The organism is Paenibacillus sp. 01T442, from assembly GCF_056398345.1.
Genome location: NZ_JBFTPF010000019.1, coordinates 26,231 through 49,960, shown reverse-complemented (window position 1 = coordinate 49,960; position 23,730 = coordinate 26,231). Strand labels below are relative to the sequence as shown.

Annotated in this window: 20 protein-coding genes, 1 tRNA gene and 1 other RNA gene; 6 read left to right on the top strand and 16 right to left on the bottom strand. The window is 45.7% G+C overall.

The window, feature by feature from the left end; genetic code table 11:
• Positions 1–24: 24 nt before the first annotated feature.
• Positions 25–1,152: a hypothetical protein gene (locus AC1DLM_RS17115; protein ID WP_477570640.1), complete on the bottom strand. Its 1,128-nt coding sequence runs from the start codon at positions 1,150–1,152 to the stop codon at positions 25–27.
• 251 nt (positions 1,153–1,403) lie between these two features.
• Here AC1DLM_RS17115 and AC1DLM_RS17110 point away from each other — a divergent pair, with 251 nt between their 5' ends.
• The 4 genes from AC1DLM_RS17110 (at position 1,404) to AC1DLM_RS17095 (ending at position 6,264) form a co-directional block, all read left to right on the top strand.
• Positions 1,404–1,949, top strand: coding sequence for a helix-turn-helix domain-containing protein (locus AC1DLM_RS17110; RefSeq protein WP_477570639.1), 546 nt, complete (start codon positions 1,404–1,406; stop codon positions 1,947–1,949).
• 607 nt (positions 1,950–2,556) lie between these two features.
• Positions 2,557–3,402 (top strand): recombinase family protein, encoded by an 846-nt coding sequence (locus AC1DLM_RS17105; protein WP_477570638.1) that lies wholly within the window; start codon positions 2,557–2,559, stop codon positions 3,400–3,402.
• A gap of 82 nt (positions 3,403–3,484) precedes the next feature.
• A complete protein-coding gene (locus tag AC1DLM_RS17100) occupies positions 3,485–4,438 on the top strand; it encodes a hypothetical protein (RefSeq protein WP_477570637.1) in 954 nt (317 codons plus the stop codon).
• A 224-nt stretch (positions 4,439–4,662) separates the two neighbouring features.
• The gene (locus AC1DLM_RS17095) at positions 4,663–6,264 is read left to right on the top strand and encodes a recombinase family protein (protein WP_477570636.1); all 1,602 of its coding nucleotides are present in this window, start codon (positions 4,663–4,665) and stop codon (positions 6,262–6,264) included.
• A gap of 106 nt (positions 6,265–6,370) precedes the next feature.
• Here the strand turns inward: AC1DLM_RS17095 and AC1DLM_RS17090 are convergent, their stop codons facing one another.
• The 13 genes from AC1DLM_RS17090 to AC1DLM_RS17030 all read right to left on the bottom strand — a co-directional run bounded on the left by AC1DLM_RS17090 (position 6,371) and on the right by AC1DLM_RS17030 (position 20,303).
• On the bottom strand, positions 6,371–6,673 hold the full coding sequence (locus tag AC1DLM_RS17090) for a hypothetical protein (protein WP_477570635.1): 303 nt from the start codon (positions 6,671–6,673) through the stop codon (positions 6,371–6,373).
• Between the two features lie 255 nt (positions 6,674–6,928).
• Positions 6,929–7,293, bottom strand: a transfer-messenger RNA (tmRNA) gene (gene ssrA, locus AC1DLM_RS17085).
• 165 nt (positions 7,294–7,458) lie between these two features.
• A complete protein-coding gene (gene smpB / locus AC1DLM_RS17080) occupies positions 7,459–7,941 on the bottom strand; it encodes an SsrA-binding protein SmpB (RefSeq protein WP_028555549.1) in 483 nt (160 codons plus the stop codon).
• 97 nt (positions 7,942–8,038) lie between these two features.
• Positions 8,039–11,077: a ribonuclease R gene (gene rnr, locus AC1DLM_RS17075; protein ID WP_477570634.1), complete on the bottom strand. Its 3,039-nt coding sequence runs from the start codon at positions 11,075–11,077 to the stop codon at positions 8,039–8,041.
• A gap of 28 nt (positions 11,078–11,105) precedes the next feature.
• On the bottom strand, positions 11,106–11,822 hold the full coding sequence (locus AC1DLM_RS17070; protein WP_441991329.1) for an alpha/beta hydrolase: 717 nt from the start codon (positions 11,820–11,822) through the stop codon (positions 11,106–11,108).
• Between the two features lie 166 nt (positions 11,823–11,988).
• Positions 11,989–12,225, bottom strand: coding sequence for a preprotein translocase subunit SecG (gene secG / locus AC1DLM_RS17065; protein ID WP_056611230.1), 237 nt, complete (start codon positions 12,223–12,225; stop codon positions 11,989–11,991).
• A gap of 105 nt (positions 12,226–12,330) precedes the next feature.
• Entirely contained in the window at positions 12,331–13,050 is a 720-nt protein-coding gene (locus AC1DLM_RS17060) for a M50 family metallopeptidase (RefSeq protein WP_477570633.1), read from the bottom strand.
• Between the two features lie 94 nt (positions 13,051–13,144).
• On the bottom strand, positions 13,145–14,437 hold the full coding sequence (gene eno / locus AC1DLM_RS17055; protein ID WP_056611239.1) for a phosphopyruvate hydratase: 1,293 nt from the start codon (positions 14,435–14,437) through the stop codon (positions 13,145–13,147).
• Between the two features lie 37 nt (positions 14,438–14,474).
• Entirely contained in the window at positions 14,475–16,013 is a 1,539-nt protein-coding gene (gene gpmI / locus AC1DLM_RS17050; protein ID WP_477570632.1) for a 2,3-bisphosphoglycerate-independent phosphoglycerate mutase, read from the bottom strand.
• Between the two features lies 1 nt (position 16,014).
• Entirely contained in the window at positions 16,015–16,767 is a 753-nt protein-coding gene (gene tpiA / locus AC1DLM_RS17045) for a triose-phosphate isomerase (RefSeq protein WP_441991287.1), read from the bottom strand.
• 76 nt (positions 16,768–16,843) lie between these two features.
• Positions 16,844–18,025 (bottom strand): phosphoglycerate kinase, encoded by a 1,182-nt coding sequence (locus AC1DLM_RS17040; RefSeq protein ID WP_477570631.1) that lies wholly within the window; start codon positions 18,023–18,025, stop codon positions 16,844–16,846.
• A gap of 165 nt (positions 18,026–18,190) precedes the next feature.
• Entirely contained in the window at positions 18,191–19,198 is a 1,008-nt protein-coding gene (gene gap, locus AC1DLM_RS17035; RefSeq protein ID WP_065851307.1) for a type I glyceraldehyde-3-phosphate dehydrogenase, read from the bottom strand.
• An 82-nt stretch (positions 19,199–19,280) separates the two neighbouring features.
• Positions 19,281–20,303 (bottom strand): sugar-binding transcriptional regulator, encoded by a 1,023-nt coding sequence (locus AC1DLM_RS17030; RefSeq protein ID WP_477570630.1) that lies wholly within the window; start codon positions 20,301–20,303, stop codon positions 19,281–19,283.
• 265 nt (positions 20,304–20,568) lie between these two features.
• Between AC1DLM_RS17030 and AC1DLM_RS17025 the strand changes: the two genes are divergently transcribed.
• Together AC1DLM_RS17025 and clpP are read left to right on the top strand one after the other, a co-directional pair.
• Positions 20,569–20,640, top strand: a tRNA-Arg gene (locus tag AC1DLM_RS17025).
• A gap of 179 nt (positions 20,641–20,819) precedes the next feature.
• Entirely contained in the window at positions 20,820–21,401 is a 582-nt protein-coding gene (gene clpP / locus AC1DLM_RS17020; RefSeq protein WP_028555559.1) for an ATP-dependent Clp endopeptidase proteolytic subunit ClpP, read from the top strand.
• Positions 21,402–21,481: 80 nt separating this feature from the next.
• On the opposite strand, the gene AC1DLM_RS17015 is transcribed toward clpP, so the two are convergent.
• A complete protein-coding gene (locus tag AC1DLM_RS17015) occupies positions 21,482–23,245 on the bottom strand; it encodes a stalk domain-containing protein (protein ID WP_477570629.1) in 1,764 nt (587 codons plus the stop codon).
• A gap of 210 nt (positions 23,246–23,455) precedes the next feature.
• Complete coding sequence (locus AC1DLM_RS17010) at positions 23,456–23,725, bottom strand: HPr family phosphocarrier protein (protein WP_028555561.1); 270 nt, start codon at positions 23,723–23,725, stop codon at positions 23,456–23,458.
• Positions 23,726–23,730 lie beyond the last annotated feature (5 nt).

Below are 23,730 nucleotides of genomic sequence, written 5' to 3'. Positions count from 1 at the left end.
ACGGTTGCCGCCGTCCCTCTACAGTTAATTAGCTAGGTTCAACCCCGTAACAACACGTTTATTTGGAACGATGATCGGAGCCCTCATTGCTCCAGTTATAGCTGGGATAGTGGACGGTCCAAGTACCATCCGACTGCTTGATTGCACTCCCCTGTCCACTTCTACAGGTAGTACAAGTGGTTTCTGATTATTAAGTGTGTTTGGAACATTTTCCATCCATGGCAACAGTAATGGCGGCAGTGGCACATCACTAATTACTGGTGCAATTCCAGCTTGGGCTAACTTCTTGAGATACTCCCTCTCCTGCCGCTCTACCCGAGCATTATCTGTATGTATACCGTTATTGCGCTTTACAATAAAGCCAAGAAGCGTACTTGCCCACTTATCGTCATACATATCCTTAAGTCTGTGATAGATATCCCGCTCATTGGACGCAACAAGGCTGGATAAATTGAGCCGCCCTAAAAACCTCTCCAGGTAGTCATTGACGAATGATTCCGACATGACATGTCCAAGTTGCTGTGACTTAACATATCGATTCATATCGTAGTGAACCACACCGACTTCAAATCGTAGCACGTTCTGGCTAAGTTCAAGGTCACGCTTATCCTGACATCCATCCTCGACAAGTTTTGACCTCTTATCGTAGAACTTGCAGTCCTTTGAACCGTTCTTAAAGGCCGCAGTTTCAAACCGATAATTAACTGGCTTGTATCCCGCTAAAGAAAGCTGTGCAATAGCCTGTACTTGAGCCGCAACATCGGGTACCTTGAAATCATAGTATACATCCCCACTTCTAACCTTCCACTGATCGGCGGGCCGCAAAAATTCAATAGTTAAGTCATTAACGAATGATTGCTGTAACTTATCGATAAAGGCAGATACATGAGTAGCATCCATACGCTTCATACGGTATCCGAACATGAAATATGAGCAGCATGGAATGGTTATAGTTACTCGCCCTCTATCCCTATTGAACTTGAGTCTAGGCATAAGTGGATCGTTCTGTAGCTCGTAGGAGAAGGTGGTTAGCTCATCCTCTTCTTCTTCCCCTGGGTTAAGATACTTTACCCTTGCTCTCTGCTCCATCATACGTTTTAGTCCTTCTTCTGGTATCTTACATTCCGCTACTAAGGTGAGTGTATCGAACATAATGGTTTTCCTCCTACGAGAATTCGTATAACATTCGGGTTATTATATTGGAGCATGAACGCTTCTACCTGATCTGCATGTATCCAATCTAAGTGAAGCGTAAGGAAGTTGCGCATAGCGAACCATCTCCGTTTCAAGTTTGTTACGACAGATCATAACACGTCATTTTCATTTACGCAATACATATTATTGCATTTACGCAACAGTCATGATATGCTATTCCTACAGTAAAGAAAGGAACGTGAAGCCAGATGGGATCAATACCTTATGTAATAACAGAAGAAGACCTTAGGACACTCAGCGAATTCCAACAGCTCGGCGAAATCCACAAATACATCCGTGAGAAAGCGGAGTCACAGAATCCTGGTAAGTTTACGATTAATGCCTTGGCCGACAAGATCGGTACATCCCCTTCTACGCTTTCCAGATTTGAATCAGGCAAACAGTATGGTTTGAAAGCAGCGTTGCTCGCGAAGATCGCACAAGTCATGGCCGTACCGATAGAGGCTTTCCAGCTAGATTTCTATAGAAATAATCCAGTGTCATTCACGATCTGCGGAATTACGTCATCAATTAAGAACTTCGACATCTTAGAACCCACTCACCGCATGCATATGAACCTTAAAGCATACTCCCCTGCTGGTGTAATGCATGAGGAAGTCGATGAAGTAGTAGAAATGAGTGTGCTGGAGTATGAAGAATTCATCGAGGAAGTTAACAATTTAATTAATAAAGTCAGGGTTCGCCGTCAAACATGGGCAAGGAAAAAAAGTGCCATTGATGAACTAAATAAATAGTGGTGAGAAAGGGATGATTATTATGAATAACAACCAGGACCAACTTCGACAATTATTAAATGACTTCTTGTCTAGTGATGAATATTCCTTAGATCAATTATCAAAAGTGACTGGCAGGGGAATAAGATTACTTGAATCGTTCATTACTGGAAATTACATCCTATCGGAAGACATTTGCGGTCAGATAATTAATTCACTAATTTCAGATAACGAATCTGCAATAATATTGCTAAGAAAACTGGATGAAGAATTTGTAGACCTCCCGTTACTGAATCGGAATAATATCTAGCCCTCCCTCCTTCCGTCCCCCTAAAGCGGGGACACACAGGATTACTACTCCTGCACCCCGTCAAGGCTAAGACGACTGCTTCGCAGCCTTGACTGAGAGGATAGGCTGCGTTGTATCGAACAATATTGAAGGGAGAGGCAGTGATAAAATTTTACTCCCAGCCTCGCCGTAAGGTCATAATATATAATTTCTTGCCTGAATCCCAATGGATTCGGGCTTTTTTGCGTTTACAGCGAACACTCGGCGGTGAGATGTGCCGAGACAAAGAAAGGAGGATAGGCAGGGCTGCATCGAACAATATCGAAGGGAGTAAACAAAATGAGGGTTATAATCTACCTAAGAGTGTCATCAGAACAACAAGCAGAACGCCAACTATCCATCCCAGCACAAAGAGAGGCACTGGAACGTTATGCACTTGAGAAAAACTGGACTATTATTGATGAATTTATTGATGAAGCTAAGTCCGCAAAGAACGATGATCGTCCTGACTTCAAACGGATGATATCTGTGGCACAGAAGTCTGACAAACAATTTGAAGCAATCTTGGTTCACAAGTTTGACCGCTTTAGTCGTAAACGTGCAGATCATGTAATCTACAAGGCCCTGCTAAAAAAGCAGGGTATTTCTGTTATTTCGGCAACTGAACATACTGATCCTGAGACCCCACACGGCATGTTGCTTGAGGGAATGCTTGAGGTAATCTCCGAATTCTACAACATGAATCTGAGCTTCGAGACTGTAAAGGGGATGAAGGAAAACGCAGAACAGGGATTCCATTGCGGCGGTCGTGCTCCCTATGGCTATAGACTTCAGAGACTGGGTAGCAAAGTATCTTATGTGCTCGGCCCTGAAGAGGAGGTAAAGAGGATAGAACTCATATTCCAATCCGCTGCTGATGGCGCTGGCGGTAAAAAAATTGCTCGTATGCTGAATGTGATAGAGGCTAGTCACGGAAGTGGTCGGCGTTGGAGTCCATCTACTGTCTTATCCCTGCTCAGTAACCAAGCTTATCTCGGCTATCGTACATGGAATAAGAAGTCTGAGGTGAATGGATGCAAGAATAACCMTGTGGACTGGATAATAACCAAGGACAGTCATACAGCAATTATTACTAAAAGTTTATGGAATCAAGCTCAAGTTCAGCTTGATAGTAGAAGAAAGTAAGTATGACTTACATTTGCGCATAGAAACTCCATTGTTTAGTTCCCCTTGTCGTTCTAATATAGAATCAACAGGGGGGATTAAGATGAATCGAAATGAACTCTTAGCTAGAGCCGCAGAAGAAAACATTCCACTTACAGAGAGTAAATTACGTAGATATATAAACCTTGGCTTAATTATTTCACAGGTCAGAGGTAGAGGACGAGCAAGAGGAACATCTGCTTATTATAATGAGCGTACAATAGATACACTTAAGGAAATCCAACGTCTATCACATATTAAGCAAGAAGCGCTAATCTTAACTTTGTACTGGAAGGGTTACCCTGTAGCGTGGGAAAAGCTTAAAGGAGCATTACGAGGTTTTGTTTCCACAATAGACTCAACCTTTATCGATGCTTTCAAAGTAGTATCCGATCCAGATAATGCCGATTTTGCTATACGAGAAATCGCAAAAGATGCTCTCCCTCCCAAAAAACCTGGTAGACCAACTAAGGAAGATGAGGCTGAGCTGGAACATATCTATAATCAAGAAATGAAACATGCAAAGGGGATGCTAAACTTCGTTATCGATCTCGGAACACAAAGGATGTTGACAGTAGCTAACATGCTTAGTTTCTTTGAGATTAATGAAATCACTGTACCAGCTGACCCATCTGCTCTATTTAGCGAGACGATTAATTGGACAAGCCTTGATCTCATATTTACATCAGTACTTAAGTCAGAAGAACAGGATTTTATTGAGATGACTGAAGTCATTAGTACTTTGAAATGGTATTGGAATGAATTAGAGAGAACGCTTATTGATCCTATAACTATCCCGTATTTCTCGCAACTTTTCGAGTTGATAGACAAGCATTGTCCTGGTGGATTCGTTGCTGAAAACACTGCATTAATAAAATACCTACTACTTGTCCTATTATTACTAAATCAGCAACTACCAATTAAGGATTTTCTTCAATCCGAAGTCATTAAAACAGTATTTATATTGATTTGCCAGCAACTTAGTACACTTGAATTAGATGTTACCGAAAGGAGGTGATTACATTGAGCAAAATTGGAATTGCATTAGGCGGAGGAGAAGCATTCAGCTTGCCTACTGTTTTTGTCGGACTGATCATCGCCCTAGCAATAATCGGCTTTAAGACTGTCTACAGAAGCGTTAGATAGCTATGCAGTAAGTTAGTAATTTGCACGTTGCAGGTACACCATTCGGTGTATCTGTTTTTTTATGCCCAAAAACCACTATACAAGGAGCTGTTATCAATGAAAGTAGCCATCTATGTCCGTGTATCATCTGACCGTCAGACAGAAAAGGAATTATCGATCCCTGCCCAAGTCAAGGCTATCCAGCAATACTGCCAGGAGCAAGGGCACATTATCACTAATGAGTTTATCGAGAAAGGCAAGTCTGCCAAGACAGACGACCGCGCAGAGTTCCAAAGGATGATCGCTATTGCTAAGCGTAGCAATCGACCATTCGATGCAATCCTAGTTCATAAGTTCGATCGCTTTTCCCGTAAGAGGGACGATCATGTGATATACAAAGCTCTTCTAGCCCAAGTGGGCGTAAAAGTCATATCCATCACCGAGCGAACAGAAGCCGAAACTCCGCAGGACAAGCTCCTAGAGGGCATGTTAGAGGTTATGTCGGAGTTCTTCAACGCCAACCTTGCCAAAGAAGTAAGCAAAGGAATGACTCAGAATGCCAAGCAAGGATATAGCAACGGCGGGACACCCCCCTATGGCTATCGTACGGAGCATATTGCGTTCAGCAACCAGAAAACCAAAGCAGTGTGGGTTCTTGGCCCGCGGGAAGAAATCGACATTATACGTTGGATCTTTAATCAGTACGCTTACGAGAACATAGGGTACAAGAAGATTTCAAACTTGCTCAATGAAAAAGGAGTACCTACACAGAAAGGTGGTCAGTGGTCGGCCAGTACCATCCGTGCCATCATCTTCAATGAAGCATACATTGGACGAAGATGCTGGAATAAGCAAGAGTATCAAACGAAAGGAGTTAAATGGAGAGATCGCTCTGAATGGGTAATAACGGAGAATGCTCATCCCGCGGTCATTACAAAAGATTTATTTGAATTATGCCAGTCAAAAGCTAAGGATCGCCATAATGGCGGCGGGCAAACTCATAATCCTTTTCAAACCAAGCCTCACTCTCCTTTTTGGATGAGAGGCTTTTTGTATTGCGATAAGTGCGGTTCCAGAATGGTCGGCAACTCTACTTCAACAACTAAAGTGCACGGCGGGCAGAAATACTATCTTTGCGGAGGCTACATGCGTAAAGGAAAAGCATTCTGTCCATATGTAGGTTGGCGGAAGGAGACACTGGAGAATCTTGTAGCAAACAAACTACGCGTTACTCTTGTTCAATTAATTCTGAATGACCAGTTGGAAGAGAAAATATCACAGTACCGTAAAGAACAGCAGGAGAATACCTCAACAGCCGATCTCGAAGCGGAAACCCAGTTCCTCGAGAAGCGCATCAAGCAGATGGAACAAGAAATGGCCGATGGCCGCGGCAAAGCTTACTACTCAGATGCTATCTTAGAAATGAAGCAAGAACTGCATCTTAAAGAATCTGAGCTTGCTGCACTAAGCCAGTCAGTAAAAGCAGAGAATTTACCAGAACACTACATGCTTACATTGAAGGAAGACATCCGTGGGCTCATTAGTTTGCTGGATGACGATTCTCCGAATCCACAGTCTTTACATGCTACTGTTCCCAAGTTCATTACAAGTGTCGTAGTTCATCGGGAGACGAAAATCATCCATTTAACGTTTCAGATTAAATCCGAGGAGACCGTGCTATATCAGAAGGTATTAGTAGCCGACTGGCCTAAGAAGTAGCTCAATAGCAGGGGAGTATAGCGGTTCTGGCACTCCCCTGCCCTTCTGCTTTAAGTATGTACTATGTGAGGGAGACTTTCGCTAATGTCACGTATTAGAAACCGTATTAAAGCAAAGTTTTACCCCACTTATCTAAATACCACCCATCGTATTCTTCAAGATTTTCGCTTGGAACCCATTCCTTCCCCATTGAGTTCACTCTTGTAATTGCCTCTGCCATTTCATCTTGATAACCTTTACCGTTGCATATTCTCTCTATTTCCTTTTCTTCATCGTCTAACAAGATAATCCCCTTGTATACAAGATCGGCAGAGTTACCTTCAGAAGTGTCATCATAATCCCAATCACAATCAATTGTTATTTTACCTTCAAATTCCGATTCAGTTAGTGTTTCTTTAAGTTTACCCACTGCATCCACACCTCATTTGTCATTTTTTTCAAAATAATAATATACTAAAAACTTAAACTATTCAATTAAATATACACTCTCACCCCATGGTACTCATGAGGTTGTGAGTATCTATAGCATGAGAAACTTGCTTGGATTCATCATCACAACAGCCAAGATACTTTGATATAGAAGGCTTACCAACCCCCATGAACATTAAGAGTGTTGCTCAAAATAGAAAAAGAGAGAGCCCAAAAGCGAGCTCTCTCAAAATCTGTATGGAGGTGAGGGGAGTCGAACCCCTGTCCGAAAATATTGCCACACAGGCATCTACGGGTGTAGTCACAGTTTTGATGTCACCCGAGCATCGCCCCGTAACCGGCTATGCGTTAGGTCAGCCTGATTGTCTTCCTACGTCTGACCCCAGGCGGAGACCAAACGTCGTATCCCACTATAGTTGAGCCCCTATCCCAGTCACATGGGCGATGCTGAGTAGAAGCACGCTAACAGGTTATTAAGCTGCTAAAGCGTAGTTGTTTTGTGTTTTGCCATTTAATAGGCTTTAGCGTTTTATAGTGGACGCGGCCCCACTACCCGCAACCCGCGCTCAAACTATCCCCGTCGAATCCAAGAACACCCCCGGATTGCCTTCGTAACCGTCAGAGACGGTGAAGGTTAAAAGGACAAGCTGTAGAGCCAAGTTACACTTGAAATCTCTTCGTTACATTTACTAGTATACCATAATCGGATGAAATATGAACACTAGGTTCATGGAAGACAAGGTGTTACCTTCCAATACACCCAAGCTATCTGGCAATCTTCTGCTTCTCACGCAATGCGCGTTGAATATCGCGCTGTGCATCTTTCTTGGCAGCAGACTCACGCTTGTCGTATTGTTTCTTCCCTTTACCAATGCCAATAAGAAGCTTCGCGTAGCCATTCCGGATGTACACTTTCAATGGAACGACCGTATAGCCTTCTTGCTTAGCCTGGCCTAGTATTTTGGCGATTTGTACTTTCTTCAACAATAGCTTCCGCGTCCGTGTAGGATCTTCCGGATTGCTGCGGTTCCCTTGTTCGAAAGGGCTAATGTGCATATTATGTACAAATGCTTCGCCATTCCGAATCGTCGAAAAGCTGTCGCCAATGTTGGCTTTACCTGCCCGTAAGGATTTGATCTCCGTGCCAGTCAGGACAAGACCGCATTCATACGTATCTTCGATGAAATAATCGTGTGAAGCCTTTTTATTCTGGGCGAGTAGCTTGCCATCAGCCTTTTTAGTTGCCACGTGAGATCCTCCTCCCGCACGCTAAAATGCAGGTAAATCTTGCTACAATGTGCAACCTATTGTAGCAAGATCAAGCCCGAAAAGCAAGAAGCGGCGACTATCTCCGCCGCTTCTTGCTACCATCGCCGTCGTCGCTCCGGCGACGACCGCCCTTGGCGAGCGCGTTCACGCCGCTCGCCCAATCCATGCCGCTGCGCTCCGATGCAGCGCTACCGCCACCGCCCGCTTGGGCTTCGCCCCCAAGCGAAACCCCACGGCCACGCTCGCCGCCTTGGCCAACCCCGCTATCAGTCCGCCCTGCGCCGACTGACTGCAATCGTTGGCGCAAGCTGCCGCCTTCGCCAATCTTTCCGCCTTTTTCGCGCTTGTCGCTCCAAGGCTTACTACCACCCTTGCCGCGGCGTGATTTCCCTTGACCTGCTGAATTACCTTGGAAGGCTCCACCTTGACCTTCTCCCACTCCAATGCCAGCAATGTACTCTGCTTTGCCATCCMCGCTTCCAGTAAAGCCCTCAGCTTTTCTTTGTTCTTGTCCTTGGCCACTTCCTTGGCCCTGACCCTGGCCGCCCTTACCCCTAGATCTTCTACGACCTTTCTCTGTTCCTGCCGCGCCCTCTGTACCAACAGCGCCTTCGACAGCCCCGCGAGCAGCCATTTCAATCCGTCGAGCAGCACCACTATCGGCACGCCCACGCTTCTTCCCTTGACCTATCCCTGACGAGTCTCCGCGTTTCCCTGGATTTCCGTTTGTTTGGTTCCCAGAAGCATCACCCTGATTCGCAGCCCCACCTTGCCCAACCACAGGTTGCGCCTTCGCAAAGCCACCTTTACCTTTGTACCCGCCTTTGCCCTTCTCAGGTCTCCCGTTCGTTCCGCCCTTGCCTTTATCGGCTCTACCACTATCCGACTTACCACGGAAACCTTTAAACCCGCCTGCACCTTTGAACTTGCCTCCACCACCGCCGCCGCGGTTAAATGCACCCTCTTTGCGAGGCTTCATATCCAACAATTCAAAATCAATCGTATGATCTTCCATACTCACGCGCGCAACGCGCACCTTAATGCTGTCGCCAAGTCGATAAATTTTGGAGGTACGCTCACCAATTAGAGCATGTTGCTTCTCATGATGATTGTAGTAATCATCCGTCAAATCACTCAATCGAATTAAGCCTTCAACTGTGTTGTCTAACTCAATGAACATACCGAAGCCCGTCACGCTCGAGATAATACCCTCGAACTCCTCACCAACTTTATCCAGCATGTACTGTGCTTTCTTCAAAGCTTCTGTATCACGTTCTGCATCAACAGCAACACGCTCACGCTCGGAGGACTGCTGGGCAATATCGTTCATACGCGAAGCTAAATAATCATGTCGTTTATCTGGAAGGGTGCCACCATTCTCCAACACTTCACGAATAACCCGATGGATAACCAAATCCGGATAACGACGAATCGGTGATGTAAAATGGGAATAAAACTCCGCAGCTAGGCCAAAATGGCCCAAACTCTGTGCATCATACTTAGCCTGCTTCATTGAGCGCAGCATCACTTTACTAATCACGGTTTCTTCCGGTGTTCCCTTAATATCTTCTAACAAAGCCTGCAAGGAACGCGCATGAATTGCCCCACCTTTACCCCCACGCATCGCATAGCCAAAGGTTGTAACGAACTCCATGAAGTTCATCAATTTCTCGGAATCCGGATCCTCATGCACGCGATACAAGAACGGCACTTTCAACCATGAGAAATGCTCAGCAACCGTCTCATTGGCGGCTAGCATGAACTCCTCGATCATCATTTCAGCGACAGAGCGCTCTCTTTTGACAATATCAGTTGGCTTACCATCCGCATCTACGAGGATCTTAGACTCTTCAAAGTCGAAATCAATCGCACCGCGCTTCATCCGTCTGGAACGCAATCTAGCTGCTAGTTCTTCCATCCGTTTGAAGTCTTCCATTAAATACGCATATTTCTCCACGATTTCTGGCTCTGCCTCACCTGTCAGCAGCTTGCGTACATTCGTATAGGTCATTCGTTCTTTTGTTTTGATGACACTGGTGAAAATCTCATGATTAACGACCTTCAAATCCGCGTCAAATTCCATTTCACACGACATGGTCAACCGGTCTACTTGCGGGTTCAACGAACAAATCCCGTTCGATAAACGGTGAGGCAGCATCGGAATCACACGATCGGTCAAATACACGGAGCATCCGCGATTGTAAGCTTCAATATCAAGTGCCGTACCTTCTCGCACATAGTAACTCACATCGGCAATATGCACGCCAAGTCGAACGTTCCCATTGTCCAAAAGCTCCACATTCACAGCATCATCCAAATCCTTGGCATCTTCACCATCAATCGTTACAATGGTTTTCGCACGAAGATCACGACGACCTTGCCCGATGATTTCTTCTTCTGTAATCGAATCTGGCGCCGCTTCTGCTTCCGCCAAAACTTCTGGTTGGAACGCCTCCGGCAATTGATGTTTGCGTATGATCGCCAAAATATCGACACCTGGATCATCCTTATGACCCAGAATCTCAATCACTTCACCCTCAGCCGCGGAACGGCCTTCTGGATAATTCACAATTTTCACGACGACCTTTTGTCCAGAGACTGCTCCCATAAAAGCATGCTGCGGGATGAAAATATCTCTTGTCACCCGTTTATCATCTGCAATGACGAAGGCATACGTATCTTGGCTTTGAAAAACGCCAACGATCTGCGAGTTCGCCCGTGTAATCACACGTACAACTTCGCCTTCTAGACGGCCGCCGCCTTGGCTGCGCGATGTGACTTTCACGAATACGATATCGCCGTTCATCGCTGTATTTAGGTCGTGTGCATTAATGTATACGTCCGGGTGTTCACGGTCTTCAGGAATTAAGAATGCAAAACCCTTCGCATGGGCCTGCAGCTTGCCTCGCACCAAATTCATCCGTTCAGGAACGCCATAACGATCATTGGGGCTCCTTACGATATGGCCGCTTTCTTCTAATTGATTGAGCATTTTTATAAAATATTTAAACTCATTCGCACTGCCAATTCCGAAGTGTTTCTCAAGTTCTTTATAGGACATAGGCTTATAAGCCTCTTCTTGCATCAAACTTACGATTTCGTTCTCTTTTATCATATACACTCTTCACCTTCTTGTTGTTGTTCTAGTCCGCCGTTCTCATGTCCCTTAATCCATAGTATGCCGTTTGCAGCGAAAGGATAAACGCAGAAATATCCGCATATATCTGCTCCCGCTCTTGATCTAGCAATAAACCATGGGAGGATTCCTTATAAAAATGCAATTCCGATACCTGTGACCCGACGCTATTCCGTAGATACACTGCGCTGTTAGGATGGACGATTCCATCCTTATTTCCTTGCCCGATCCAGATCGGAGCATCTACCCGCGGTAGCAATTTCTTTACTTCCTTGACTAACTTTCTTAAGCTGACGACACAGCGAATCGGCGTTTTGGTATATGCACATGACTCGTCCAACAATGTGGAGATCTTCTTGGGTTTTTTCTCTATGTAAGGCAATACATACTGCATAACTCCAGCTAGCGCCAATTTCCTTGTCGTAAAGAAAAACGGTGTAGCCAGTGAGATAATGCCCGCAGCAGCGCGTTCTCCCCCCAATTTCAAAGCAAGGAGTCCGCCCATCGAATGTCCCATGATCACAACTCGCTTGCAGCGAGCGGCTAGCTCATCGTAACTCTCCAGCACATGCCCATACCAATCCGTCCATCCGGTGCGCCTCATATCCTCAGGCGAAGTGCCATGCCCTGGCAATCTGAGCGCTTGAATCGTGTACCCTTCGTCTCGCAAGATATAGCCAATTCTTCTGAATTCCGAAGGTGATCCTGTGAAGCCATGAATCATCAAAATGCCTGTTCCCTGCTTCTCGCCATGCCCTTTCCAGTAGAAGGGCTCTGTCGACCTATAAATCCGCTCTTCCTTAATGATGACTCATCCTTTCACCAACACTTATACAAAAATGAAAAAACAGCAGGAGTATAGTTCCCCTGCTGTTATCGTTTTATGTGTGTTAGCTTTTCACTACGTATGCTACGACAATAGAAAGAATAAAGAATGCAGCAGCAAGACCCATTGTTGCACGGGACAAAAATAGTTCCAAACCACGAGCTTTTTGTTTACCAAATAAGTGCTCAGCGCCACCGGAAATGGCACCGGACAAGCCTGCGCTTTTCCCTTTTTGTAAAAGGACAATCGCAATTAATCCAACCGAAGCTATGATTAACAAAATTTTCATAAAGATTAACATATTAGCACCCCAATTGCCGATTCTTTGCCTTATACAACTAGCATAAGTATTTTAACATAGTTCGTCCAGGAACACAACAAAACTGCCTAAACGAAGCATTAGCACCTAGTCGCGATATGACCCCATCGCAGTAGGCCTACTACTTGCATTTCTAGCTCTCTTGCTTCGCCCTAAGAAGGCACCAACCGCTTGCTTCGCACACCACAGCGCGAACAGCGTAAACCCGATCGCCCAAACAATGGCAGGTATCCCTGTGTGGTTGGCCAAATTACTCGCATCACCAGCACTCCGGCTGTTTTGCAAGGCATATACGATCAGCGAGCCCGGACCGAACACCGACTCCTCCAAGCATAAGAACGCCAGCAGCAGGTAGTAAAAATCGCGCAGCCACCTCGGCGCGAGCGCCAAAGCCAGCACGGTCATAAGAATAAAACCGAGCAGGAACGAAACGCCGAAGCTATTCCGTACGAACAGCACCAGTGACAACGCAGACAGCGCCGTCATCACTTGCAATCCCAGCTTCTGCTTGCCTCTAGCGTACGCCGAGAACAAAAACCAAGCAAACAGCGAGGCGGTCATATATCCCGCCAGCGAGACTGGGATGACCGCCCATGACTTGGTCATGGACGAGTAGGTGACGCCGCTGTGGTCCCTGTACAGCTCGATGTACATGACCTTGCCGGACAGTGCAAGTGTCGCAACTGCATGCCCGAACTCATGTACCATCGTGTCCAGGTTCCGAAAAAATGAGGAAGGAATCCAGTGCGTGAGCACCGCGGAGCCTATTAGGAACAGGATCGTTTTTACCCAGTTGCTCAAAAGCATAACCTCCCTGCTATCTGACGACTTTACCCTCATTATACGCCAAAACGGGCAGGTGTAAGCCACCTGCCCGCCATATAATTACATACGGATGTTATTACTTGAAGTTTCTCAAGTTGTAGAATGCTTTTTTACCAGCGTATTGAGCCACAGTGAACAACTCGTCTTCGATACGAAGAAGTTGGTTGTATTTCGCTACACGGTCCGTACGGGACGGAGCACCTGTTTTGATTTGACCAGCGTTCGTAGCAACCGCGATGTCAGCGATTGTGCTGTCTTCGCTCTCACCGGAACGGTGGGAGATAACAGCTGTGTAACCAGCGCGTTTTGCCATTTCGATCGCATCAAAAGTTTCAGTAAGCGTACCGATTTGGTTAACTTTAACCAAGATGGAGTTACCGATGTTTTCTTCGATACCGCGGGATAGACGCTCAGTGTTCGTAACGAACAAGTCATCACCAACGAGTTGAATTTTGTTACCCAATTTCTCAGTAAGCAATTTCCAACCTTCCCAATCGTCTTCGGAGCAACCATCTTCAACCGTGATGATTGGGTATTTATCAACCCATGCAGCCAAGAAGTCAACCCACTCAGCGGATGTGAAGGATTTGCCTTCGCCTTCAAGGTGGTATTTTCCATCTTTGAAGAACTCCGTGGAAGCAACGTCCATACCCAAGAATACGTCAACACCTGGTTTGTAACCAGCGTTTTCGATAGCTGTAAGGATTGTAGTGATTGCTTCTTCGTTGGATTTGAAGTTAGGAGCGAATCCGCCTTCGTCGCCAACTGCTGTGTTAAGGCCTTTTTCTTTCAATACGGATTTCAAGCTATGGAAAATCTCAGCGCCAATGCGAAGAGCTTCTTTGAAAGTTGGAGCGCCAACTGGCAGAACCATGAACTCTTGAACGTCAACGTTGTTGTCAGCATGTGCCCCACCGTTGATGATGTTCATCATTGGAACTGGAAGTGTTTTGGCATTGAATCCACCAAGGTAAACGTACAATGGCACGTCCAAAGCGTCAGCAGCTGCGCGAGCAACAGCCATGGAAACAGCTAGAATTGCGTTAGCTCCCAATTTAGCTTTGTTAGGAGTACCGTCAAGCTCGATCATTTTGTTGTCGATGCCAACTTGATCAAGAGCGTCTAGACCGATGATTTCAGGAGCGATGATTTCATTTACGTTCTCAACAGCTTTCAGAACGCCTTTACCAAGGTAACGACCTTTGTCACCATCACGAAGCTCAACAGCCTCGTATGCGCCTGTGGAAGCGCCTGAAGGGACGATAGCACGGCCGAAAGCGCCGGACTCTAGGTATACTTCTACTTCAACCGTTGGGTTACCGCGGGAATCCAATACTTCGCGTGCGTAAACATCAGAAATAATTGTCATTGTGATAAAACACTCCTTCAATAAAATAAGTTTAGTTTTACTTGTTTACAATTGTTGTGCCGGTCATTTCTTCCGGAAGCTTTACTTCTAAGAAGTCTAGCATCGTTGGTGCAATATCTGCCAGAATTCCGCCATCTCTTAGTGTAACAGATTTGTCTGTCACAATAAAAGGCACCGGATTCGTTGTATGTGCTGTGTTGCGTGAGCCGTCTGCATTCGTAACGACATCGGCATTTCCGTGATCCGCTGTGATGCAGACTACGCCGCCTTTAGCTAGAATAGCTTCGACTACTTTACCCAGACACTCGTCTGTCGCTTCAATTGCTTTGACCGTTGGCTCCAGCAATCCAGAGTGACCTACCATGTCAGGGTTGGCAAAGTTCAAGATGATCACATCATGACGCTCCGCTTCTACTTCTTTAACCACTGCATCTGCCAATTCATAAGCGCTCATTTCCGGTTGCAAGTCATACGTAGCAACCTTCGGTGAAGGAATCAACAAGCGAGTCTCGCCTGGCAATTCAGCATCACGACCACCGCTGAAGAAGAACGTCACGTGCGGATACTTTTCAGTTTCTGCTGCGCGAAGCTGTTTCAAACCGTTCTGAGCCAACACCTCACCAAGCGTGTTATCGAGATTTTTCGGTTTGTACGCTACGAAACCGTCTACAGACTCGCTGAACAGCGTAAGACAGACGTAGTAGAGGTTTTTAGCGACTTTAGGACCACGATCAAAGCCGCGGAAGTCTTCATTCGTAAAGACCTGCGAAAGCTGAATCGCGCGGTCAGGACGGAAGTTAAAGAAGATCACGGCATCGCCTGACTCTACAAGTCCTACCGGCTGACCATCATCACCAACGATAACCGTTGGCATAACGAACTCGTCATAGACGGATTTCTCGTAAGACTCCTCGATCGCTTTCATCGGATCCGTGTAGGTTGGGCCATCGCCATACACCATGGCACGGTAGGATTTCTCCGTACGCTCCCAGCGTTTGTCGCGGTCCATCGCATAATAGCGGCCTTGTACAGTCGCAATTTTGCCTACGCCGACTTCTTCGATTTTGCTCAAAAGACTCGCCATATACCCCTTCGCAGAGTCTGGAGCCACGTCGCGGCCGTCCAGGAATGCGTGGATGTAAACGTCATTGAACTCTTCTTTTTTCGCTAATTCCAATAGAGCAAACAAATGTTGAATGTGACTGTGTACGCCGCCATCAGAAAGTAAACCGTACAGGTGCAGCTTCTTGCCGTTCTCTTTGGCATGACGAAGTGCGCCGACAATCGTTTCATTATCGTAAAATTCACCATCACGAATCGATTTAGAAATCCGCGTCAGATCCTGATAAACCACACGGCCAGCGCCGATGTTCAGGTGTCCTACTTCAGAATTTCCCATCTGGCCTTCTGGCAAACCTACAGCCTCACCACAAGCCGTGAGGGTTGTATGAGGGAACGTAGACCAGTAACGGTCATAGTTAGGCWTTTTGGCATGAGCAACCGCATTCCCCTGCTCTTCCKAGCGGAGTCCGAAGCCATCGAGAATGATGAGTGCTACCGGTTTCGGTCTGGACATGTTACTTCGCCCCCTGGACGAGTTGGATGTAGGAAGTGGACTCAAGGCTCGCTCCGCCTACAAGTGCGCCGTCAATGTCAGGCTGTGCCATATACTCAGCGATGTTGTTCGGCTTCACGCTGCCGCCATATTGGATGCGAACTGCATCTGCAACTGCTGGGCCATAAAGACCGCTAACCAAAGTACGGATGTAACCGATCACGTCTTGTGCATCTTCAGCTGTTGAAGATTTACCTGTACCGATCGCCCAAATTGGCTCATAAGCGATAACAACTTGTGCTGCTTGCTCTGCACTCAGACCAGCGAAAGCTGCTTCTGTTTGTACTTTACAAACGTCTTTGGTTTGACCCGCTTCACGCTCTTCCAACTTCTCGCCTACACAAAGAATTGGTTTCAAGCCGTGTTTGAAAGCCGCAACGACTTTCTTGTTCACGATTTCGTCGGACTCAGCGAAGTAAGCTCTACGCTCGGAGTGACCGATGATGACATACTCAACGCCAAGGTCTTTCAGCATTACGCCGCTGATTTCACCAGTGAATGCACCGTTATCTTCAAAGTGAAGGTTTTGTGCGCCAACATGAACGTTAGTACCTTTTGTAGCTTCAACAAGCGCAGGAAGGTTTGTGAAAGGGGAGCAAATAACGCTCTCCACGCCTTCTACTGTGCTGCCTTTTACTTCGTTCACGAAGCTGATTGCTTCGGAAACGGTTTTGAACATTTTCCAGTTACCCGCGATAATCGGTGTTCTGCTCATGGTTTGGCTCCTTAAAGTTATTCGTCAGAATAACTGACGTCGTATGCATACGCTTTTGTTATAATAAAAATTGATATTATTTGTCGTTAAGTGCTACTACGCCTGGCAATGCTTTACCTTCCATGAACTCCAATGAAGCGCCGCCGCCTGTGGACATGTGGTTCATTTGCTCAGCCAAGTGGAATTTCTCAGTTGCAGCAGCGGAATCGCCACCACCGATAACTGTGTAACCTTCAGTGTCTGCACATGCTTGTGCTACTGCACGTGTACCGTGGGAGAAAGGCTCAATTTCGAATACGCCCATCGGTCCGTTCCAAACAACAAGTTTGGATTTTGCGATAACGTCTGCATACATTTCACGTGTTTTCGGTCCGATGTCAATGCCTTCCCAATCTGCAGGAATGCTGTCAATGCCAACGATTTGCGTGTTCGCATCTGCGCCGAATTTATCAGCAACAACGATATCCACTGGAAGTAAGAAGTTAACGCCTTTTTCTTTGGCTTTCGCAATAAAGCTAAGCGCTAAATCAAGCTTCGAATTGTCCAGAAGTGATTTACCGATTTCGTAGCCTTGTGCTTTCAAGAATGTATAGGAAAGACCGCCGCCAATCAAGACGTTGTCTGCAATGTTCAGAAGGTTCTCAATGACTGCAATTTTGTCTTTTACTTTGGATCCGCCAACGATCGCTGTGAAAGGACGCTCTGGGTTGTTCAATGCTTTACCAAGAACATCAAGCTCTTTCTCCATCAAAAGACCGGAAACAGCTGGGATATAAGAAGCAATGCCTGAAGTCGAAGCATGTGCACGGTGAGCAGCACCGAAAGCATCATTCACGAATAGATCAGCTAGATTAGCAAAAGCTTTTGCCAATTCAGGATCATTCTTCTCTTCACCTTCGTTGAAACGAACGTTTTCAAGCAAAAGAACGTCGCCATTTTCAAGCGCATCAACTTGTGCTTTCACGATTTCACCAACGGATTGATCCGCTTTGATCACGTTTTGACCCAGAAGCTCAGCCAATTTCGCAGCAACTGGTGTTAAACGAAGCTCCTCAACCACTTGACCGTTTGGACGACCAAAATGCGCAGCAAGAATTACTTTAGCGCCTTGCTCAACTAAGAATTTAATCGTAGGAAGCGTTTCTCTGATACGTGTATCGTCAGTGATTTGTCCGTTTTCTACAGGCACGTTGAAATCAACGCGAACAAATACTCTTTTACCAGCTACTTCAACATCGCGAACACTTTTCTTATTCATCGTAAAGGCCTCCTAAAAGTTTTCGTCAGAAAACTGACTTCGTAAGCATTAGCTCTGGCATGTATGGTTATCTACCGGTTCTATCTTTTTCCATGTGTAAATCGCACATAAAGAGGAGAATCTCTTCTCCCCTTCATGTGGTTTTCCAGTTGATGAATTATGAAATTACAGACCTTTTTTCGCGATGAAAGCTACCAAGTCAACAACGCGATTGGAGTAACCCCACTCGTTATCGTACCAGGAAACAACTTTCAACATGTTGTCGCCAACTACCATTGTAGACAAAGCGTCGATTGTGGAAGAAGCTGGGTCACCATTGAAGTCGCTGGATACAAGTGCATCTTCTGTGTAGTTAAGAATGCCTTTAAGAGGGCCTTCGGAAGCTGCTTTCAAAGCTGCGTTTACTTCGTCAACAGTTACGTTAACTTTAAGCTCAACAACCAAATCAGTTACGGATACGTTAGGTGTAGGAACACGCATTGCCATACCGTTCAATTTGCCTTTAAGCTCAGGAAGTACTAGACCGATTGCTTTTGCTGCGCCAGTGCTGGAAGGAATGATGTTCTCAGCTGCTGCACGAGCACGACGAAGGTCTTTATGTGGAACGTCTAGAACGGATTGGTCATTTGTATACGAGTGAACAGTTGTCATCATACCTTTTACGATTCCGAAGCTATCGTTGATAACTTTCGCGAAAGGAGCTAGACAGTTTGTTGTACAAGAAGCGTTGGAGATGATTGTGTGTGCAGCTGGATCGTATTTGTCTTCGTTAACACCAAGTACGATTGTGATATCTTCGTCAGAAGCTGGAGCGGAAATGATAACTTTCTTAGCTCCACCTTTCAAGTGAAGTTCTGCTTTTTCTTTCGCTGTGAAAATACCAGTGGATTCGATTACGATTTCAGCGCCTACAGATGCCCATGGCAGATCCCCAGGGTTACGTTCAGCAAAAACCTTGATGGAACGACCGTTAACGATCAATTCGCCTTCGCCAGCTTCAACTGTAGCGTCTAGTTTACCGTGAGTAGTGTCATATTTAAGCAAGTGAGCCAATGTTTTAACGTCTGTCAAATCGTTAACTGCTACGATTTGTACATCTGGGTTGTTCAATGCTGCGCGGAATACGTTACGACCAATACGTCCGAAACCGTTAATACCTACTTTTGTTGTCATCGTCATTTCCTCCTAAGATTACATAAATATTATATTTCAAAACGCAGCCATGAATGGCTTACGTTATGATGGCAACTTTCAGCTATACATGCTTCATGATTTCTAAGGCAGCTGCTTCATCTGTAACAAGCACATCTTCTTGCCCATGTCGTAGTACAGAAGCGATCGCTTCCCCCTTGCTCTTCCCGCCAGCAACACCAATCACAACCTCAACACGCTGCAGATCTTCCAGTCGAAGTCCGACTGTCGGCATCTTATGAACCACATTTCCTTGGCGGTCAAAATAATAACCAAGCGCCTCAGCAAGTGCACCATCAGCTCTCAGACTACTCGTAGTATCATTATCTACTTTACGTCTGCGTGCCATGACCATAGCATCTCCGATACCATGTACAACAATGCGACAACTGCGCACCGCGTTCACAACTTCCTGAATCTGTGGATCTTGAATCAGCGATTGATACGCTTCTTCCCCAAGATGATCTGGCACATGCAGCAACCTGTATTTCCCACCAGTTTTCTTGGCCATGATGGAAGCAATCGTGTTCGCTTGCATATCCACACTTTCACCAAGTCCTCCACGTGCAGGAACGAACCAACTACCTTTCATCGAAGACGAGATAGCTAGGTTATTGGCGATCTGAGCCATGGTCGACCCACCTGTTACCGCGATGATATCATCTTTGGCGACATATTTACGCAAGGCGGCCGCGCCAGCGCGTCCAAGCTCTTTCTTCGTAAATACGGAAGTGTCGGAATCCCCAGGTACGATAATCACATTGGAGATGTGAAAAGCTTTGGCAATGCTATCTTCCAGATCTGTTAAGCCAAACGCCATCTTAATGATCGGCTGCATGTCTTCCAGCAGTTGACGACCAGACTCGCTGATCTTCATGCCGCTTGTGTCCGACTCCAGAAGCCCTAGCTCCTTCAGGAAATCGACTTCACCGCGCAGTACGCGCTCCGTCATGTCGAGTGAGGACGCTAACGTCCTTCGTCCGACAACACCGGAGACCAAGATGTGTTGCAGAATCGAGTAGCGTTTCTTCATGATGTCCATAAGATCAGGCATGAGCTGTTTCTGAATGTCTAGAATCTCTCTCATAGGACGACTTCCAACGCTCCCGATCCAATGTAGGACGTTTTTTGTCCCAGGTATACATTTTATGTCCCACCCGGGTGAAAAAAAAGTTCCTTGCACAATTCCGTATTTCGTTTCTCGTTTACAGTTCTTATTATAACCATTTCCTTCGCAACATTCAACATTTGTTCAAACATTTTTCTCCAAATAGGCCTGTAAGGGCTTACCATCTTGCTTTTTATGGAAAGCTGACTTATAATAACCCTTGCTTCACTTTTTCTACTACTATGCGCCCGTGGTCCAATGGATATGACGTAGGCCTCCGAAGCCTGAGATAAAGGTTCGATTCCTTTCGGGCGCGTCCAACAAATCAGCTACAAGAGTTACGGTTTAATCGCCAAATCAGCTCTGAAGCTGATTTTTTTTGTGTTTAGTTTGACCTTTCTTGACCTTCAGACGTTTTTTCGTTATCATACTTGTAGATACTGTAAATAGTATGTACCCAATAGTAGGTAATCCAACCCCAAGGAGGTCATTCTCATGAGTTTTATTCCTATGGTCGTCGAACAGGACGCGCGCGGTGAAAGAGGATATGACATCTACTCTCGCTTGCTGAAAGACCGCATTATATTCTTAGGCACGGGTGTCAACGATGTTGTGGCGAATTCCATCATTGCTCAGTTGCTCTTCTTGGCCGCTCAAGATCCTGATAAAGATATCTCGCTTTACATTAACAGCCCAGGCGGCTCCATCACAGCCGGTATGGCGATCTTCGACACTATGCAGTTCATCAAACCAGACGTATCCACGATCTGTGTAGGTATGGCCGCTTCCATGGGTGCATTCTTGCTCACTGCTGGTGCCAAAGGCAAGCGTTATGCGCTTCCGAACAGCGAAGTCATGATTCACCAACCACTTGGCGGCGCAGAAGGCCAAGCCTCTGATATCGAGATTCGCGCTAAGCGTATTTTGAAAATGAGAGACAACCTGAACACGATCCTAGCAGAGCGCACGGGACAAACGTTCGAGCGCATCGAGAAGGATACGGACCGTGATAACTTCATGAGTGCTAAAGAAGCAGCCGAATACGGACTCATCGATAAAGTCATCGAGCGCGTCTAATCATTTCATACATGAAAAAAACCAGCCTGAACTTCATTGCTCACATGAGCTTTGATGTTCGGCTGGTTTTTTTTAATTCATCATTTCTTCTCATCCAATGGGTAGAAAATCAAATCAATCGGGAACGCTGAGCCCGCGGGAGGCGTAAACTCAATATCTAACGCATCTTCCGTACCAGTCGTACGTGCCAGTACTACCAAGCCATCGAAGGCCGTAATAACACCGGAATACGGTACAGGAATGATTTCACCGTTGATTTTAAACGGCCCTTTGAAGACGCCGCCTCTAGCCATGATCATCACAGCCATTTTGCGAGGCTTATCCGCATGAATTTTGTAGACGACGCCGTAATTACCACCATTCTCTACAACTTGCTTACGCATCACGTCGTAGCCTTTGACGAATGGATCCGTCTTATTGTCACCGATCGTTAATCTGGAGGCTTTCGTAAAGCTCGTAGCATCAATTTTCCATTCAATCTCGGAAACGGGGAAAGTACCGCGAACATGACCGTTAAAGGAGAGTAAAGGCAACTCCTTCACTATCGTTGGTGTTAGCATCTTATCCGTTGCGATAAAGGACATTTGAAGCTCGCCGTCTGTTTCGACATCATAGAACAAATTCACGCCTTGCCCTGGATAAAAATCAGGAAGCTTCGCATAGACATAACTTGCATGAGGCGGAACTGTCATTGTATCTGTATAAACGTTGTTTAGAAGGAAATCAACCGAAGCTTCGCTGCCGATCAAATTCGCATAAACCGAAGGGTATACTTCGCCTTTATTTGTTGTTTTAATCGTAATCGGCTTATCTGTGTTGTTTGTTGCAAAGATGGCAAATGTCATCTTCTGTTGCGTGCCATTGATATGATCCGCGTATAAGCGCGCTTTACCATTAATATTGTCTTGATACAAAATACCGCTTGACGTGAATTCTTCTGGACTGTCGCTAACAAGCAGCGTACGTCCTTGTACTTCTTTCACGTCTTTCGGAAGCATCGGTAACTCGTTAAAATGGGACCAAATCGTCGTCCAGTTCGTTTTGATGAACCCGCCAACTGGTTTCATATATATCGGGTATTCAACTTCTGACAAATACGGTTCATTTACAACAGTAACAAAGCTTTTGAACAACTTACTCACATGACCATGGCCATCCTTAACCGTTAAAGTTACTGGATATTGGCCTGCTTTGAAGAATGCTTCTTGTTTCCCTGTCCAATCGAAAGACACGATACCCTCTGCATCTGGATCATAACTCAAATCCAAATACTTAACAGGCTCTCCAAGCCTGTAGGTAGGCTTCGCAGTGGCGAATTTGGCAACTGGGCGAGAATTACTATCTTGATCGATGTAGATGCCCTCTGGCGCTTTAAAATGCACGATCTCTACACGTCTTAGCTCGCTATTGTAGGTATACTTTGCACCCATGTAATCAGCCAACCATGTCAGCTTCACAAGCAACTTGCCATTCACGATAGCGGCTACGGATTTAAAGGGTACATCCACCCCATTCGTTGTCACCGTCTTATGATCGGGATCAAGCACGATGTTGTAACCTGGAGGCGCCATTTGAATGGTACGGGATAAATCATTCCATTCTACTTGAAATCCTAATGTATCACCCAGGAACTTGGCTGGAACAAAGGTGCTTCCATCAATGATGGTAGAGGGGGATTCTAGATGGATTTGCTCTTGATTTACGAAAGCTTCTGACTTGTCGATATAAAGTAAAATAAAGGACGAACTTGTTGATACCGCATGCGCGGCTGGTGCAGTAATCGTACTAACTAGAAATACGAGTACAGCCAGTAAGGCAATCATTTCTTTCTTTACTACATTCATTTCACTTCGGCTCCTTCTTCAAGCTTGGGATAGGGGCGCTATTTGGAAATACAAATAGCCTTATCCATCACGACCACGTTTATTAGACGTAGCCAAATGAAAAAGGTTGCCCCATGCCACTATTTGTTAACAATTTTGACACTTTTAGAAAGTTAGCGTTTTACTTCTACAATGCAAAAAAGCCCCCTCGAAAGGTAGGCTTTTAAAGGATTATTGGTTTTCCAACTCTTCCTTACTGACTAATGTGACTAAAGCGTTTACAGCCTGCTCTGCATCCGAACCTTCTGCACTTATGAAGACTTCGGTCCCTGTGCTGATCGCAAGACTCATAATTCCCATGATGCTCTTCGCATTCACTTTCTTCTCATCTTTCTCAACAAAGATCTCCGATGAAAACTTATTCGCCTCTTGAACAAACAATGCCGCAGGTCTGGCATGAAGTCCTGTTCTCAACTTCACAACGACTGGACGTCTGGACATGGAAC